The following is a 16,224-nucleotide window of genomic DNA, read 5'->3' as shown; positions in this document are numbered from 1 at the left end:
GATGGGTGATCATTCGCGTTTCCGCTGGTCCGAGCGTGTCGTCGTGGCGCGTGACGGGGTACGCCTGTCCTGTCGCGACTGGGGCGGTTCCGGGCCCGACGTGCTCCTCCTCCACGGGCTCGCCGGGCACGCCGGGGAGTGGGACGCGACCGCCCGCGCCCTGTGCGGCGCCGGCTACCGCGTCCTCGCCCTCGACCAGCGCGGCCACGGGAACAGCGAGCGGCGGCCCGCGGACGTCTCGCGCGCCGCGTACGTCGCCGACGTCATCGCCGTCGTGACCGAACTCGGGCTCCGGCAGCCCGCGTTGGTCGGGCAGTCCCTCGGCGGGCACACCGCGCTGCTCACCGCCGCCGCCCGCCCCGAGCTGCCGAGCGCCCTCGTCCTCGTCGAGGCCGGGCCCGGCGGGTCGAACCCCGGCGTGCAGGACGCCATCGGCGCGTGGTTCGCCGCCTGGCCCGTGCCCTTCCCCACCCGAGAGGCGGCCGTCGCGTACCTCGGCGGCGGGAAGCGGCCCGTCGGCGAAGGGTGGGCTAGCGGTCTCGACGAGCGCGCCGACGGGCTCTGGCCGCGCTTCGACACCGACATCATGGTCCGGTCCCTCGACGACAACGCCACCCGCGCCTTCTGGGACGAGTGGGCGGCGATCACCTGCCCCACCCTCGCCGTCCTCGGACAGGGCGAACAGGACGGGATCATCGGCGACGAGGAGTACGCCGAGATGGTCCGGCTCCGGCCCGGCCTGCACGGGGTCGGCGTGCCCGGCGCCGGACACGACGTCCATCTGGAGCGGCCCGAGGTCCTGCACTCGCTGCTGACGGAGTTCCTGGGCTGACCGGGTCTGCCGGGCCGCCCCGGCCTGCCCGGTCGGCCTGGCCTGCCCCATCGGCCCGACCTGCCCCGTCAGCCCCGGCGGCCCCGTCGGCCTTTCGCTCTTGCCTTGGAGCGCACTCTCATTCCTAGAGTGCGCGCATGCGCTATCGAACACTCGGCGGGACCGGGATCGACGTCAGCACCTACTGCCTCGGCACCATGATGTTCGGTGCCGTCGGCAATCCCGACCACGAGGAATCCGTACGGATCATCCACGCCGCCCTCGACCAGGGCATCAACTTCGTGGACACCGCCGACATGTACTCGGCCGGGGAGTCCGAGGAGATCGTCGGCAAGGCGCTGCGCGACTCCCGGCGCCGCGAGGAGACCGTCCTCGCCACCAAGGTGTACTTCCCGATGGGCGGCGAGGGCCCCAACAAGGGCGGGCTGTCCCGCCGTTGGATCACCCTCGCCGTCGAGAACAGCCTGCGGCGGCTCGGTACCGACTGGATCGACCTCTACCAGGTCCACCGGCCCGACCCCGGTACGGACATCGAGGAGACCCTCGACGTCCTCGGCGACCTCGTCACCCAGGGGAAGATCCGGGCGTTCGGCTGCTCCACCTTCCCGGCCGAGGAGATCGTCGAGGCGCACGCCGTCGCCGAGCGACGCGGGCTGCGCCGCTTCCGCTCCGAGCAGCCGCCCTACTCGCTGCTCGCGCGCGGCGTGGAGGCGTCCGTGCTGCCCGTGGCCCAGCGGTACGGGATGGGGGTGCTGACCTGGAGCCCGCTCGCGTCCGGCTTCCTCACCGGCCGGTACCGCAAGGGCGCGCCGATCGACCTGACCAGCGGGCGGGCCGCGCTCACCCCGCACCGCTTCGACCCGACGCTGCCGGTCAACGCCGCGAAGCTCGACGCCGTCGAGGAGTTCGTCGCGCTGGCGGACGAGATCGGGTGCAGCCTGCCCGAGCTGGCGATCGCCTTCGTGACCGCGCACCCGGCGGTGACCTCCGTCATCCTCGGGCCGCGCACGATGGAGCAGCTGGAGGGACTCCTGAAGGGGGCGACGGTGGTGCTCACGGACGAGATCCTCGACCGGATCGACGCGATCGTGCCGCCGGGGACGAACCTCTACCCGCCGGACGGCGTCTGGCGCCCCCGTGCCCTCACCGAATCGGGCCTGCGGCGGCGGCCGTTGGAGGAGCGGGCGGCGGGGTGAGACCAGGGCCGGGGTGGGTGGGTAGGTAGGACTAGGGCCGGGGCGAGGCGGGGGCGCGCCAGGCGAGGCGGGACGGGGCGCGGGCGGTGCCCGAGGGCCTATCCCCCCTGCGCCGGCGCGAACTGTTCCCCGCCCACCACCCTGAGCAGCGCCAGTCGTTCCCCCGCGTCCGTGCCCGGCGGCGGTGTGTGGATCACGAGCCGCTGCTCGCCCTCCGGGGCCAGCAGCACCTGGCAGTCCAGGTCCACCGGGCCGATCACCGGGTGCACGACCCGCATCCGGCTGTGCCGCCGGACCGCCACCTCGTGCAGCGCCCACAGCTCCGCGAACTCCTCGCTCGCCCCGCGCAGTCGCTCCACCAGACGGGCGCTTGCCGGGTCGCCGGAGCGGCGGCCGACGGCCGCGCGCAGGTCGGCGACGTGGAGGCGGCTGTAGTACGCGTGCTCCTCGGCCGGGTACGCCGCACGGCCCTCGGGGTCGGCGAACCAGCGCCACACCACGTTCCGCCCGTGCTCGGACACCGTGCACACGCCGCCGAGCAGGGCGCGGGCCATGGCGTTCTGGGCGAGGACGTCCCCGAGGTCGCTGAGGACCTGCGCCGGAGTCGTGTCCAGCTGGTCCAGGAGGTGCAGGAGGCCGGGTGAGACGTGGTCGCCCACGGTGGGCCCGGCGGGCGGGCGGTGCCCGGCGAGGAGGTGGAGGTGGTCCCGCCCGTCGGTGTCGAGGCGCAGCGCGCGGGCGAGCGCGGCCAGCATCTGGGGTGAGGGATGGGGGCCCCGGGCCTGCTCCAGGCGGATGTAGTAGTCGGCCGACATGCCGGCGAGCTGGGCGACCTCCTCGCGGCGCAGCCCGGGCGTACGGCGGCGGGGACCGGCCGGGAGGCCGGCGTCCTGCGGTCGGACCCGTTCGCGGGAGCGGCGCAGGAAGTCGGCGAGTTCGCGTCGGTCGATCGTCGTCATACGGACCATCCTGCCGGAGGAGCGGGGGCTCATCCAGGCCGTATCCAGGGACTGCCGATCCCAGGGTCGGAAGGGCTCTCCCGCCCGTTCCCGCAGGTCGGCAGAGTCCTCGGTGTCAGCCACTCACCCCCTCCACTCCACCGGGAGCAGCGATCATGGCCACCGTCACCGTCGGCACCGCCCACGTCCACTACGACGTCCAGGGCTCGGGCGCCGGTCCCGCCCTCCTCCTCGTCCACGGCACCGGTTCGGCCGGCTCCGCCCTCACCTGGGGCGGGACGACGCCCCGCTTCACCGTCGACCGCACGGTGATCACGCTGGATCTGTCCGGTGCCGACCGGACCGTCGACGACGGCGGGCCGCTGACCGTCGAGTCGCTCGCCGCGCAGGTGATCGCGGTGATCGAGGCGGCGGGTACCGGGCCGGTCGACCTGCTCGGCTTCTCGATGGGCTCCCCGGTATCGGCGGCCGTCGCCGCCCTCCGCCCCGACCTGGTGAACAAGCTGGTGCTGGTGGCGGGTTGGGCGTACACGGACGGCGACGAGTACCTGCGGAACCTGTTCACGCTGTGGCAGCGGCTCGGTACGTACGATCCGGCGGGCTTCGGGCGGAGCGTGACGATGACCGGGTTCAGCCGCGGCTTCCTCAACGGCATCGGCCGCGAGGGCGTCGAGGGGCTCATCCCGAACATGCCGCCCACTCCCGGCACCCTGCGGCACGTGGCGCTCGACCTGGAGGTCGACATCCGGGAGCTGCTGCCCCGGATCACGGCGGAGACGCTGGTCGTGGGGTGCGCTCAGGACGCGACCGTACCGGTGGAGCTCAGCCGGGCGCTGCACGCGGCGATCGACGGCAGCGCGTACGCGGAGATCGACGCCGGGCATGTCGTCTTCTTCGAGAAGGAGGACGAGTTCGTGGAGACGGTGACGGGCTTCCTCGGCTCCTCCGGGCGCTCCTTCGCCGGTTCGTCCGTCGGCTCCCCCGTCGGTTCGCTCGTCGGTTCGGGGCGCTCCTGACTTCATGCTTGGCCCCATGAGTGAGACGCGTACGAGAACGATCGGCGACGCCGAGCGCAGGGCCCGGCTCGCGGTGCGGCACCGGCTGGCCGGGGCCGCGCGGGCGGCGACGGCGGAGGAGGTCGGGGACTCCTTGGTGGCGCTGCACGGGACGGACCCGGCGAGTGTGTTCCTCGCGGTGGGGGCGCGGCTGGCGGGGGACGCCGGGCCCGTCGGGGAGCTGGAGCGGGCACTGTACGAGGACGGGTCCCTGATCCGGATGCACGGCATGCGGCACACGGTCTTCGTGTTCCCGTCCTCCCTCGCGCCGGCCGTGCGGTCCTCGACGGCCCTCCCGGCGGCCGTCCGTGAACGGGCCGTGCTCGTACGCCACTTGACGGAGGGAAGCTCCTTCGACGAGGACTGGCTGGCGGAGACCGAGCGGCTCGCCCTCGCCGAGCTGGCCGTCCGCGGGGAGGCGACCGGCACCGAACTGGGCGCGGCCGTACCGAGGTTGCGGGAGACGTACGTGTACGGGCCGGGCACGCGCCAGGAGGGCGTCCAGTCCGTGGCGAGCCGGGTGCTGCGGATCCTCGGCATGGAGGGGCGGATCGTCCGGGGGCGGCCGCAGGGGACGTGGACGTCGAGCCGCTTCCGCTGGACGCTCCCGTACACGCGCACCGGGGAGGCCCCCGCTGCGGAGCTCCCGGCCGCGGAGGCGCGGGCCGAGCTGATCGGGCGCTGGCTGGCGGCCTGCGGGCCGGCGAGCGAGGCGGATCTGAAGTGGTGGACGGGATGGAAGGTCACGGACGTGCGCGGGGCGCTCGCCGCGGTGGGGGCGGTGCCGGTGACGCTGGCCCACGGGACGGGCTTCGTCCTGCCGGACGACCTCGACCCCGTACCGGCACCGGAGCCGTGGGCGGCGCTGCTGCCCGCGCTGGACCCGACGGCGATGGGCTGGCAGGCCCGGGACTGGTACCAGGACCCGGAGCACCGGGCCGCGCTGTACGACCGCAGCGGGAACATCGCGCCGACGGTGTGGTGGGACGGCCGGATCGTCGGGGTGTGGGCGCAACGGCCCGACGGGGTGATCGCCCGCCGCCTGCTGGCCGACGTGGGCCGGGAGGCGGAGCGGGCGATCGGGGCGGAGGCGGAGCGGCTGGCGGCGTGGGTGGGGGACGTACGCGTGACACCCCGGTTCCGTACGCCCCTGGAACGGGAGCTCGCCGCGACCTGATCACCGGCACCCGCCTACTCGGTGTCGCCGAGTCCGGGGACCCCCAGCTCGGCGAGGCCGTTGAGGACGAGGTCGACGCCGACCGCGGCAAGCAGCAGGCCGAGGAGCCGGCCGAGGAGCTCGATGGTGGTTCCTTTGGCTCGGCGCAGGACGCCGGCGAGGAGCAGGACGCAGGCCAGGTCGAGGGCGATGACGGCCGCGTACGCGAGGACGACGGTCGAGCGCCAGCCGAAGGAGTCGCCGGAGGCGCCCCCGATGAGGATCGCCGTCATGGCGAGGGGGCTCACGACGTACGGCGTGAGCAGCTCGCGCACTCCGCTGACCAGGTCCGGGGCGTCCTGGTGGACGCTGACGGGGCCGATGTGGAGGCCGAGGACGAGCCCGAGGGCGTAGAGGAAGAAGATGACGCCGCCCGCGAGCATGAGCGCGGGCGTGCTGATGTGGAAGAGATCGAGCAGCCACGGGGCCGTGATGCCGGTGCCCACTCCGACGAGGACGGCCAGGCCCGAGGAGACGAGGGCGATGGAGCGCAGCTGGCGGGCGGAGTGGATCTGGGCGAGGCCGGCGAACGAGAGGAGCACCTTGGGCGGGCCGACGACGGAGAAGAAGGCGATGAAGGCGGTGGAGAAGCTGAGTGCGTGCACCCTGGAATCATGGGTCGGTCGGGTGATTTCTCCCGTCTTTCCGGCTGTTGTCCGCGCGGTGTCGAGAACCGTCCGCCGGCTCCGACTCTCCTGCGAAAGGGCAGAAACGGAACCCGGAAGCTAGGAGGACGTCATGAAGTACCTGGTGATGGTGCAGGGCTCGCAGGCCGACTACGAGGCGATGGTGGGCCGCGGCTCCGCCGGGAGCCCCGCCTGGGACAAGGCGGCGCTCAAGACGATGTTCGAGCACATGAACGCGATCAACACCGAGCTGACCGCCCGTGGCGAGATGCTCGACGCCCAGGGCCTCGCCGCCCCGTCCACGACCCGCTTCGTGACGGTGGACGGGGAGGGCAGGCCGGTCGTCACCGACGGCCCGTACGCGGAGACCAAGGAAGTCCTCGCCGGTTACTGGCTCCTCGACTGCGCCTCACTGGACCGCGTCACGGAGATCGCCGCCCAGGTGGCCCGCTGCCCGGTCCCGGCCGGGTCCCCCGAGTACGCGGTGGTGATCCGGCCGGTCGACGAGGGCGGTCCGAGCCAGGACTGACGGCAGGACTGAGGCCAGGGCTGAAGGCAGGGCTGAGAGGGCGACCTGGCTCCCTTCCTCAGTGCATCCCGTGGGGGCCGCCCGTCGGGCGGGGGGTGCCTCGGGGGATGAGGAAGGGGGCGGCCAGGGCCGCCGCGGCCGCCGCTGCCGTGCAGAGGGTGAAGGCCGCCGTGAAGCCGGTCGGCGTCGCCTCCGTCGTGGCGGTGAGGGCGAGGGTGGAGACGGCGGCGATGCCGATGGAGCCGCCGACCTCGTGGAAGGTGTTGACGATGCCGGAGGCGAGGCCGGCCTCGTGCGGGGCGATCAGGCCGAGGGAGGTGGTGGTCGCCGCGACGAAGACCGCGCCCAGGCCGAAGGAGGCCGTGGCGAGGGCCGGCAGGAGGGTGGCCCAGGGGTTGGCGCCCGGGGTGAGGAAGGTCAGCGGCAGGCAGCCGAGGGCCGCCAGGGCCAGGCCGCCGGTGGCGCAGGCGCGCGGGCCCGCCGTCGTCACCAGGCGCGAGCCGAGGTGGGCGCCGATCGCGGTGGTCAGGGCGATCGGGAGGAAGAGCAGGCCGGTGCGGAGGGCCCCGAGGCCGTAGACGTGCTGGAGCTGCATCGAGCCCAGGAAGAAGAACGAGATCAGCAGCGCCGTCGCGACCAGCATGAGCAGGGAGCCCGCCACGACCGGGCGCCGCTTCAGCATCCTCAGGTCCATCAGCGGGGCGCTGCTCGCCCGCTCGACCGCGGCGAAGACCCCGTAGAGCGCGAGCGCGCCGAGCAGCGGCAGCAGGGTCGCCGCGGAGGCCCAGCCGGAGTCGCCCGCCTGCACGAGGCCGTACACGAGCGCGCCGGTGGCCGTGGTCACGAGGAGGGCGCCGGGGACGTCCAGGCGGGGGTGCGTACGGGAACGGGCGGCGGTGTCCGCGGGGAGGACGCGCGGGAGCGCGGCCAGCAGGGCCAGGCCCACCGGGACGTTGACGTAGAAGACCCAGGGCCAGCCCGGTCCTTCCGTGAGGGCGCCGCCGAGCAGGACGCCGACGGCCGAGCCGGTGCCGCCGATCGCCGCCCAGGCGCCGAGGGCCTTGGCCCGCTCGGCGCCGTGGAAGGCGGTCGTGACGAGGGCGAGCGCGGCCGGGGAGAGGAGCGCGGCGCCGATGCCCTGGGCGATGCGGCCGCCGAGCAGCACGGGGGCGTTCGCCGCGAGGCCGCAGACCAGGGACGCCGTGGTGAAGAGGGCGAGTCCGGCGAGGAGGACGCGGCGGGCGCCCAGGGCGTCGGCGAGGCGGCCGCCGAGGAGCATGAGCCCGCCGAAGCAGAGCGTGTACGCGGTGACGACCCAGGTCAGGGCGGTGCGCCCGAGGTCGAGGTCGGCGGAGAGGGCGGGCAGCGCGACGTTCACGACGGTGACGTCGAGGATCAGCATGAACTGGGCCGCGCAGATCAGGGCGAGGGCCGTCCAGCGGCGGGGATGCGGGTCGCCGTGGGGGTGCTGGGGGGCCGAGTGGCCAGGGGTGGAGGGGGTGGAAGGTGTGGAGTGGGCAGGGGTGTGGGCTTGGGCGTCCGGGTGAGCCGTCATAACTGAACTGTACGGCACAGTACAGTTGAACTCAACGGTACAGTTCGGTTGTAGGGTGACCGGTATGAACGCGCAGCCCTCGGACGGTCCCGCCGCACCCAAGCCCGCACCCACCGGGGCCCGCGCCGCCCGCAAGCGGCAGGCCGTCGTACGGGCCGCCCGCGACCTCTTCCTCCGCGAGGGCTTCGGCGTCGGCATGGACGCCATCGCCGCCGAGGCGGGCGTCTCCAAGGTCACCGTCTACAACCACTTCGGCAGCAAGGAAGCGCTCTTCACCGCCGTCGTCGCCGGCGCCCTCGACGAGCCCCTGGCCGCGGGAGAGGGCGCGGAAGGGCCGGACCTCGCGCTGCTCGTCGCCGCCGAGGGGCCCGACGCGCTCAAGGCCGCCCTCACCGACGCCGGCCACGCCTGGGCCCGGGCCGTACGCGCCGACGACGAGGGCCGCGCCCTGCGCACGCTCGTCGCCACCGAGCTCCACCGCTTCCCCGAGCTGGGCCGCGCCTGGCGCGCCCACGGCCCGGCCGGCCACCACCCCGCCGTCGCGGACGCGCTGCGCGCCCTCGCCGACCGGGGCCTCCTGGAGATCCCCGACCTGGAGGTCGCGGTCCTCCAGCTCTACTCGCTGCTGGTCTTCCCGCAGATGGTCTTCGAGCAGTACGGGACGGAGCTCGCCGAGGGGCTGAGCGAGCGGCTCGTCACGGACGGGGTCGAGATGTTCCTCCGCCGCTACGCCGCCTGAGACCCACGACACCTCCCGAGCCTCGCCGCAAGTGTCATCCTTGGTCTTCGGCGTAGCCCCGTGCTGGGGAGTAAATTACCCCCTGGGGTATCTGTGGAGGAGTCATCGTGGAACTCGATCTCGCGGGCGCGGAGCTCAAGGCCGTACTGAACCGGCTGCGCCGGGCCCAGGGCCAGATCGCCGGCGTGATCCGGATGATCGAGGAGGGGCGCGACTGCGAGGAGGTCGTGACCCAGCTCGCCGCCGCCTCCCGCGCCCTCGACCGGGCCGGGTTCGCGATCATCGCGACCGGGCTCCAGCAGTGCCTGACCGACATCGAGGACGGCCGGAAGAACGGCGAGGACCGCGATGCCATGCGGGCGCGCCTGGAGAAGCTCTTCCTGTCGCTGGCATAGAGCCACCCTGACCAGAGATGCCGAGCGCCCCCGGGATGTCCCCGGGGGCGCTCGGCATTTCTCACGTACTCAGTCGCCAGTCGTCAGTCGTCCGCGAGGCCCTTCAGGCGCTTCGCGATCCGCGTCAGGCGGGCGCCCTGGTACCGGGCGGCCTGGAGGACGTTCTCCTCCGGGGCGCCGTTGGCGCCGGGGTGGGAGGTGCCGTAGGGGTTGCCGCCGGCCGCGTACACGGCCGGGTCGGTGAAGCCGGGCGAGACGATGACCGAGCCCCAGTGGTGGAAGGTGTTGTAGAGCGCGAGCAGCGTCGACTCGTTGCCGCCGTGGACGTTGTGGGCGCTGGTGAAGGCGGTGGCGGCCTTGTCCGCCATGACGCCGCGCTGCCACAGGCCGCCCGAGGTGTCGACGTACTGCTTGAGCTGGGCGGCGACGTTGCCGAAGCGGGTCGGGGAACCCAGCGCGTACGCGTCGGCCCACTCCAGGTCGTCCAGCGTGGCGGTCTCCACGTCACCCGTGGCGTCGACGTGGGCGCGCCAGGCCGGGTTCGCGTCGATGGCGGCGTCGGGGGCGAGCTCGGACACCCGGCGCAGGCGGACCTCCGCGCCGGCCTTCTCTGCGCCCTCGGCGACGGCCTGGGCGAGCTGGTGGACGGCACCGGTGGCCGAGTAGTAGATGACGGCGACCTTGACGGACATGACGAACTCCCTCAACCGGATTCTTTTCCGCTTCGATGGTTCGAGGTTAAACGGATTGCTATCCGGTTTGCAAGGGCAGCAGGTATGCTCACTTCAAGGAGCGGCCGAGGGAACGCGGGGGAACACGGGCGAGCGCGGACGAACGCACGAAGGACAGGAGCCGGCAGATGAGCACGAGAGAACCGCGGAGCGGGAACGCGGCGGCGCCGATGCTCAGCCTGCTCCCCACCGTCGGCGGCGGCCCCGCCCCCGAGCGCGCCGACGCCGCCCGCAACCGGCGCAAGATCCTCGACGCGGCCGCCCGGATCGTCGCCGAGGACGGCCCCGAGGCCGTCACCATGAACCAGGTCGCCCACGCCAGCGGCATCGGCGTCGGCACCGTCTACCGCCGCTTCGGCGACGTCTCCCAGCTCCTGTGGGCCCTGCTCGACGACCGCGAGCGCCAGTTCCAGGAGGCGTACATGAGCGGCCCGCCGCCGCTCGGGCCCGGCGCCCCGGCCGCCGAGCGGCTCGACGCCTTCCTCGACGCGCTCGTCGACCGGGTCGGCGAGCAGCGCGAGATCCTGCTCGCCGCCCACTCCGCGGCGCCCCGCGCCCGCTACCACAGCGGTGCCTACCGGGTGATGCACACCCATGTCGCGCTGCTCATCGGGGAGTTGAGGCCCGGCTCCGACGCCACGCTCCTCGCGCACCTGACGCTCGCCTCGTTCTCGCCGGACGTCATGCACCACCTGACGGTCGAGCAGGAGCTGTCGAGCGAGCGCCTGAAGGCGGGCGTACGGGAGCTGCTGACCCTGCGGGGCTGACCGTCCGCCGGTTCCCGCGCCCGCTCCGTGGACGGTGGTGGACCGGGAGCGGGCGGCGGTCGCAGGATCGTGCCATGACCACGTACCTGATCCTGCACGGCTTCCAGAACCACCGTCCCGCCGGCCACTGGCAGCACTGGCTCGCCGGGGAGCTGCGGGCGCGCGGCCACGAGGTGCGCTACCCGCAGCTGCCCGAGGCGGACGCGCCCGTCCTCGCGGACTGGCTCGCGGCCCTGGAGGAGCACGGGAAGCGCCCGGCCGAGGGCGAGTTCACGGTCCTCGCGCACAGCCTGTCGGTGCTGCTGTGGCTGCGGGCCGGGGAGCGGCGGCCGGCCGCCGACCGGGTACTGCTCGTCGCCCCGCCCTCGCCGCCGGTGACCGCGTCCATCCCGGAGATCGCCGCGTTCGCCGACGGCCTCGACCTGGCGGAGAAGGGCCTGGCGGCCCGGCTCGTGTACGGGGACGGCGACCCGTACTGCCCCGAGGGCGCCGACGTCCACTACGGCACCCCGCTCGGCCTCGACACGGACCACGTCCCGGGCGGCGCGCACCTCAACCCCGATTCGGGGTACGGGGAATGGGCCTCGCTCCTGGAATGGTGCGAGGACCCGGCGGTGCGCGTCCGGGGTCGGTAGCCTCGGTCGGATGTACTCCGAGACCGCACCGTACGACCAGGGCCTGCTCGACGTGGGCGACGGCAACCTCGTCCACTGGGAGGTGTCCGGCAACCCGGCGGGCAGGCCCGCGCTCGTCGTGCACGGCGGGCCGGGCTCCGGGTCCTCGCCGCGCAACCGGCGCTACTTCGACCCGGCGGCGTACCGGGTCGTCCTCTTCGACCAGCGCGGCTGCGGGCGCTCCACCCCGCACGCGAGCGACCCGGCCGCCGACCTGTCCGTGAACACCACCGCGCACCTGGTGGCCGACATGGAGCGGCTGCGCGAGCACCTCGGGATCGACCGCTGGCTGCTGTACGGCGGCTCCTGGGGCTCCACGCTGATCCTGGCGTACGCGGAGGCGTACCCGGAGCGCGTCACGGAGATCGTCATCGCGGCCGTCACGACCACCCGCCGCTCCGAGACGGCCTGGCTGTACGAGGGCGTCGGCCGGTTCTTCCCGGAGGCCCACGACCGCTTCCGCGCCGGGGTCGACGGGGCCGCGACCGACGGGGCCGCCGAGCTCGTGAGCGCGTACGCCGCCCGGATGAACGACCCCGACCGGGCCGTACGGGAGAAGGCGGCGGCCGACTGGTGCGCGTGGGAGGACGCCGTCCTGTCGATGGAGGGCCAGGGCACCCCGTACACCGACCGGGTCGACGACACCCGGCTCGGCTTCGTCCGGATCTGCTCGCACTACTTCGCCCACGGCGCCTGGCTGGCGGAGGGCGCCCTGATCCGCGACGCGCACCGGCTCGCCGGAATCCCCGGCGTCCTGATCCACGGCAGGCTCGACATGGGCGGCCCGCTCGCCACCGCCTGGGAGCTCTCCCGCGCCTGGCCGGACGCCGAACTGCACGTGGTCGAGGACGCCGGCCACCTGGGCGGCGAGCAGACCCGGAAGCTGGTCCTGGCGGCCCTGGACCGCTTCGCGATGGGGTGAACCCACCGGGCGGACGCCCGGCGCGGGCGGGATGATCGGTTCATGAGCACCAAGCCCCAGGCCCCCGAGATCCATCTCGCCCAGCAGCCCGAGGCCGACGAGCTGCTCGGGCGTTCGCCGCTCGCCGCGCTCGTCGGCATGCTCCTGGACCAGCAGGTCCCGATGGAGTGGGCGTTCTCCGGCCCGTACACGATCGCCTCACGGCTCGGGACGGACGATCTCGACGCCCACGAGATCGCCGTCCGCGACCCGGAGGAGTTCGCCGCGCTGCTCTCCGAGAAGCCGGCCGTGCACCGCTATCCGGGCTCGATGGCCCAGCGCGTGCAGCAGCTCTGCCGGTTCCTGGTCGAGGAGTACGGGGGCGACGCCGAGGCCGTCTGGGCGGACGCGGCCACCGGGAAGGAGCTGCTCACGCGGCTCCAGGCGCTGCCCGGCTTCGGGAAGCAGAAGGCGCAGATCTTCCTGGCGCTGCTCGGCAAGCAGTACGGGGTGCGGCCCACGGGCTGGCGGGAGGCGGCGGGGCCGTACGGCGAGCAGGGCTCGTACCGCTCGGCCGCCGACATCACCGGGCCCGAGTCGCTCGCGAAGGTGCGCGCCCACAAGCAGGAGATGAAGGCCGCCGCGAAGGCGGCGAAAGCCACCAAGAGCAGCAAATCATCCGGGAATTGATAATTCCAGATGTCAATCCTGCTCAAGGTGACAGGAATTGCGCAGAACCTGTTCACAGAACCCCCCTGAGATCGCTAACTTCCCCTCAACCTCGTCCGTACCGGGAAGGACTTCTGTGAACGCAACCCAGCGCCGTGCCGCGGCCATTCTGGCCGCCGCCGCCCTCGCCACCCCGCTGGTGCTCGCCTCTCCCGCCACCGCCGGCCAGGACCCCGCGGCCGCGCCGGCCCGCGACGCCGCCAAGCTGGCGAAGAAGCTGGTCCGCGAGACCTCCGGCCAGGACGCCTTCAAGCACCTGCAGAAGTTCCAGGCGATAGCCGACTCGGCCGGCGGCAACCGCGCGGCCGGTTCGCTCGGGCACGACGCCTCCGCCGCGTACGTCTACACGCAGCTCAAGAAGGCCGGCTACGACGTCCGGTACCAGAAGTTCGAGTTCCTCTTCACGGAGACGCTCGCCGAGAAGGCCTCCGTCGTCTCGCCCGCGCCCCGCGCGATCGACGTCAAGGCGATGACGTACACCAAGTCCACCCCGGTCGGCGGCCTCACGGCGGCCCTCGCGGCCGTGCCCGTCGACGCCGACGGCACCACCGGCTGCGAGCCGGGCGACTTCGCCTCCGGCACCTTCACCGGCAAGATCGCCCTGATCAAGCGCGGCGGCTGCAGCTTCGCCATCAAGCAGCAGAACGCCGCCACGGCCGGCGCCGCCGCCGCCCTCGTCTACAACAACGTCGACGGCGTCCTCTCCGGCACCCTCGGCGACCCCGCCTCCGGGAAGCTCCCGACCGGCGGTCTCACCCTGGCCGAGGGCACGGCGCTCGCCGCCGACCTCGCGAACGGCCCGGTCTCGCTCTCCGTGGAGATCCGCCAGCTCCAGGAGAAGCGTTCCACCAACAACGTCATCGCGGAGACCAGGGGCGGCAACGCCGCCAACACCGTGATGCTCGGCTCGCACCTCGACTCCGTCACCGCCGGCCCCGGCATCAACGACAACGGCTCCGGCTCCGCCGGCCTCCTCCAGACCGCCCTGGAGCTCGCCAAGTCGAAGGACAAGGTCCGCAACAAGGTCCGATTCGCCTGGTGGTCCGCGGAGGAGAACGGCCTCCTCGGCTCCGAGCACTACGTGGACAACCTCACCGCGCTCGACAAGAGCGAGATCAAGCTCTACCTCAACTTCGACATGATCGCCTCGCCGAACTACGGCCTGTTCGTGTACGACGGCGACAACTCCGACGGCGTCGGCGCCGAGGCGGGCCCGGAGGGCTCGGCCCAGCTGGAGCGCGACATCAACGACTTCATGGACCAGCGCGGGGTCCCGCACGAGGGCACCGACTTCACCGGCCGCTCCGACTACGGCCCGTTCATCGCGGTCGGCATCCCCTCCGGCGGCACCTTCACCGGCGCCGAGGGCATCAAGACCGCCGCCCAGGCCGCCAAGTACGGCGGCGAGGCGGGCGTCGCGTACGACGTGAACTACCACGCCAAGGGCGACGACATCCGCAACATCAACATGAAGGCCTTCGACGTCAACATCGACGTCATCGCCAACGCCGTGGGCACCTACGCCCACGACATCTCCTCCCTGCGCAAGCCGGTCGTCTCCGTCCCGACCACCGGTGACGCGGGCAGCGGCGGCGGCCTGCACGACGACCACCACGAGGTCACCGAGTAAGCACGCGGTCCACGGGGAGGTCAGCGCCTCCGGCGGGCCGTCCCGAAGATCGAGCGGCTGATCTCCCGGCCCAGCTGGGTGCCGACCGACCGGGCGAGGGACTTGAAGATCCCACTGCCCACCACCTGTTCGGCGAGCGAGGGCTCCGGCTTCGGAGCCCTCGCTCCCTGCTGTCCGGACGCCGTCCCGCCCTTCCCGGCCTCCTTCTCGGCCTCCCTCTCGGCCTCCTTCGCCGCCGCCGCTTCGAGCGCCGCCGCCTCCGCCGCCCGCTGCTCCGCCGTCAGCCGCTCGTACGCCGACTCCCGGTCCACCGCCTGCGCGTACCGCCCGTACAGCGGCGACCCCTTCACGGCGGCGTCCAGGGCGGCCGCGTCGATCGGCCCCATCAGCGACTCGGGCGCCCGCAGCCGCGTCGCCGCCACCGGCGTCGGCGCGCCCTTCTCGCTCAGTACGGTGACCACCGCCTCGCCCGTACCGAGGCCCGTGAGCACCTCCTCCAGGTCGTACGGGGAGTTCGGGAAGGTCCGCACCGTCGCCTTCAGGGCCTTCGCGTCGTCCGGGGTGAACGCGCGCAGCGCGTGCTGCACCCGGTTGCCGAGCTGGGCGAGCACGTCCGAGGGAACGTCCTTCGGCGTCTGGGTCACGAAGAAGATCCCCACGCCCTTCGAGCGGATCAGCCGGACCGTCTGCGTGATCGACTCCAGGAACGCCTTCGACGCCCCCTTGAACAGCAGGTGCGCCTCGTCGAAGAAGAAGACCAGCTTCGGCTGCTCCAGGTCGCCGACCTCCGGAAGGTCGTTGAAGAGGTCCGCCAGCATCCACATGAGGAAGGTCGAGAACAGCTGCGGCTTGTCCTGCACGGCCGGCAGCTCCAGGACCGAGACGGTCCCCCGCCCGTCCGCCGCCGTCCGCAGGAACTCGTTCGTGTCGAACTCCGGCTCCCCGAAGAACTCCCCCGCGCCCTGCTGCTCGAACGCCGTGATCGACCGCATGATCACCCCGGCCGTCACCGTCGAGAGCCCGCCGATCCCCTTCAGTTCGGCCTTCCCGGTGTCCGAGACCAGGAAGGCCACCACCGCCCGCAGGTCCTTGAGGTCGACGAGCTCCAGGCCCTTGGAGTCGGCGTAGTGGAAGATCAGGCCGAGCGACTGCTCCTGCGTCCGGTTGAGCTGGAGCACCTTGGAGAGCAGGACCGGGCCGAAGCTGGTCACCGTGGCCCGCACCGGGATGCCGGGGCCGATGCCCCCGAGCCCGTAGAACTCGCAGGGGAAGCCCGTACCCCGCCACTCCTGGCCGACCTGGGCGGCCCGCTCCCGCACCTTCTCGCCGTCCGCGCCGGGGGCCGAGATCCCCGAGACGTCGCCCTTGATGTCGGCGAGGAAGACCGGCACGCCGTGGGCCGAGAGCTGCTCGGCGATCAGCTGGAGCGTCTTCGTCTTGCCGGTGCCGGTGGCGCCGGCGACCAGACCGTGGCGGTTGAGCATCGGCAGCGGGATGCGCACCGGCGCGTCCGGGTGACATGCACCGTCCCAGAGCAGCGCCCCCAGATCGAGTGCCGCACCGTCGAAGGCGTACCCGGCGGCGATGTCGGCGGCGGGCCCGGCAAGGGGGGCGGGCGGCTGCGCGCTCTGCTCACTGACACTCATGACGGCACCTTGATTTCGCTTTTGTCACGGTTCGCACCAGCATC

Annotated in this window: 17 protein-coding genes; 12 read left to right on the top strand and 5 right to left on the bottom strand. The window is 73.0% G+C overall.

What is annotated here, in order from left to right:
• Position 1 precedes the first annotated feature (1 nt).
• Both ACFC0G_RS06695 and ACFC0G_RS06690 read left to right on the top strand, forming a co-directional pair.
• Positions 2 to 832, top strand: coding sequence for an alpha/beta fold hydrolase (locus ACFC0G_RS06695; RefSeq protein WP_376398206.1), 831 nt, complete (start codon positions 2 to 4; stop codon positions 830 to 832).
• A gap of 137 nt (positions 833 to 969) precedes the next feature.
• Entirely contained in the window at positions 970 to 2,028 is a 1,059-nt protein-coding gene (locus ACFC0G_RS06690) for an aldo/keto reductase (protein ID WP_376398203.1), read from the top strand.
• A 98-nt stretch (positions 2,029 to 2,126) separates the two neighbouring features.
• On the opposite strand, the gene ACFC0G_RS06685 is transcribed toward ACFC0G_RS06690, so the two are convergent.
• Positions 2,127 to 2,987 (bottom strand): helix-turn-helix transcriptional regulator, encoded by an 861-nt coding sequence (locus ACFC0G_RS06685; protein WP_376398200.1) that lies wholly within the window; start codon positions 2,985 to 2,987, stop codon positions 2,127 to 2,129.
• Between the two features lie 155 nt (positions 2,988 to 3,142).
• Between ACFC0G_RS06685 and ACFC0G_RS06680 the strand changes: the two genes are divergently transcribed.
• Positions 3,143 to 4,003 (top strand): alpha/beta fold hydrolase, encoded by an 861-nt coding sequence (locus ACFC0G_RS06680; protein WP_376398196.1) that lies wholly within the window; start codon positions 3,143 to 3,145, stop codon positions 4,001 to 4,003.
• 16 nt (positions 4,004 to 4,019) lie between these two features.
• Entirely contained in the window at positions 4,020 to 5,219 is a 1,200-nt protein-coding gene (locus tag ACFC0G_RS06675; protein ID WP_376398193.1) for a winged helix DNA-binding domain-containing protein, read from the top strand.
• A gap of 14 nt (positions 5,220 to 5,233) precedes the next feature.
• Here the strand turns inward: ACFC0G_RS06675 and ACFC0G_RS06670 are convergent, their stop codons facing one another.
• Complete coding sequence (locus ACFC0G_RS06670; RefSeq protein WP_376398190.1) at positions 5,234 to 5,863, bottom strand: MarC family protein; 630 nt, start codon at positions 5,861 to 5,863, stop codon at positions 5,234 to 5,236.
• 133 nt (positions 5,864 to 5,996) lie between these two features.
• Here ACFC0G_RS06670 and ACFC0G_RS06665 point away from each other — a divergent pair, with 133 nt between their 5' ends.
• Positions 5,997 to 6,413, top strand: a complete 417-nt coding sequence (locus ACFC0G_RS06665; RefSeq protein WP_376398187.1) for a YciI family protein — start codon at positions 5,997 to 5,999, stop codon at positions 6,411 to 6,413.
• Positions 6,414 to 6,471: 58 nt separating this feature from the next.
• Here ACFC0G_RS06665 and ACFC0G_RS06660 read toward each other — a convergent pair whose 3' ends face one another.
• Positions 6,472 to 7,968: an MFS transporter gene (locus ACFC0G_RS06660; protein ID WP_376398184.1), complete on the bottom strand. Its 1,497-nt coding sequence runs from the start codon at positions 7,966 to 7,968 to the stop codon at positions 6,472 to 6,474.
• 64 nt (positions 7,969 to 8,032) lie between these two features.
• Here ACFC0G_RS06660 and ACFC0G_RS06655 point away from each other — a divergent pair, with 64 nt between their 5' ends.
• Both ACFC0G_RS06655 and ACFC0G_RS06650 read left to right on the top strand, forming a co-directional pair.
• Positions 8,033 to 8,707, top strand: coding sequence for a TetR/AcrR family transcriptional regulator (locus ACFC0G_RS06655; protein ID WP_376398181.1), 675 nt, complete (start codon positions 8,033 to 8,035; stop codon positions 8,705 to 8,707).
• 107 nt (positions 8,708 to 8,814) lie between these two features.
• On the top strand, positions 8,815 to 9,102 hold the full coding sequence (locus ACFC0G_RS06650; protein ID WP_141299218.1) for a metal-sensitive transcriptional regulator: 288 nt from the start codon (positions 8,815 to 8,817) through the stop codon (positions 9,100 to 9,102).
• A gap of 83 nt (positions 9,103 to 9,185) precedes the next feature.
• Here ACFC0G_RS06650 and wrbA read toward each other — a convergent pair whose 3' ends face one another.
• A complete protein-coding gene (wrbA, locus tag ACFC0G_RS06645) occupies positions 9,186 to 9,794 on the bottom strand; it encodes an NAD(P)H:quinone oxidoreductase (RefSeq protein WP_376398178.1) in 609 nt (202 codons plus the stop codon).
• Positions 9,795 to 9,961: 167 nt separating this feature from the next.
• Between wrbA and ACFC0G_RS06640 the strand changes: the two genes are divergently transcribed.
• The 5 genes from ACFC0G_RS06640 (at position 9,962) to ACFC0G_RS06620 (ending at position 14,534) form a co-directional block, all read left to right on the top strand.
• Positions 9,962 to 10,600, top strand: a complete 639-nt coding sequence (locus ACFC0G_RS06640; RefSeq protein WP_376398175.1) for a TetR/AcrR family transcriptional regulator — start codon at positions 9,962 to 9,964, stop codon at positions 10,598 to 10,600.
• 74 nt (positions 10,601 to 10,674) lie between these two features.
• Complete coding sequence (locus ACFC0G_RS06635; protein WP_376398172.1) at positions 10,675 to 11,235, top strand: RBBP9/YdeN family alpha/beta hydrolase; 561 nt, start codon at positions 10,675 to 10,677, stop codon at positions 11,233 to 11,235.
• Between the two features lie 10 nt (positions 11,236 to 11,245).
• Positions 11,246 to 12,196, top strand: coding sequence for a prolyl aminopeptidase (gene pip / locus ACFC0G_RS06630; RefSeq protein ID WP_376398170.1), 951 nt, complete (start codon positions 11,246 to 11,248; stop codon positions 12,194 to 12,196).
• Between the two features lie 42 nt (positions 12,197 to 12,238).
• Positions 12,239 to 12,865, top strand: coding sequence for an HhH-GPD-type base excision DNA repair protein (locus ACFC0G_RS06625; RefSeq protein ID WP_376398167.1), 627 nt, complete (start codon positions 12,239 to 12,241; stop codon positions 12,863 to 12,865).
• A 115-nt stretch (positions 12,866 to 12,980) separates the two neighbouring features.
• Positions 12,981 to 14,534: a M28 family metallopeptidase gene (locus ACFC0G_RS06620; protein ID WP_376398164.1), complete on the top strand. Its 1,554-nt coding sequence runs from the start codon at positions 12,981 to 12,983 to the stop codon at positions 14,532 to 14,534.
• 20 nt (positions 14,535 to 14,554) lie between these two features.
• On the opposite strand, the gene ACFC0G_RS06615 is transcribed toward ACFC0G_RS06620, so the two are convergent.
• Positions 14,555 to 16,180: a helicase HerA-like domain-containing protein gene (locus ACFC0G_RS06615; RefSeq protein ID WP_376398161.1), complete on the bottom strand. Its 1,626-nt coding sequence runs from the start codon at positions 16,178 to 16,180 to the stop codon at positions 14,555 to 14,557.
• Positions 16,181 to 16,224 lie beyond the last annotated feature (44 nt).

Source organism: Streptomyces sp. NPDC056169 (assembly GCF_042268445.1).
Classification (GTDB): domain Bacteria; phylum Actinomycetota; class Actinomycetes; order Streptomycetales; family Streptomycetaceae; genus Streptomyces.
The sequence above is the reverse complement of the archived record's forward strand: the minus strand, read 5'-3'. Positions and strand labels throughout refer to the sequence as shown.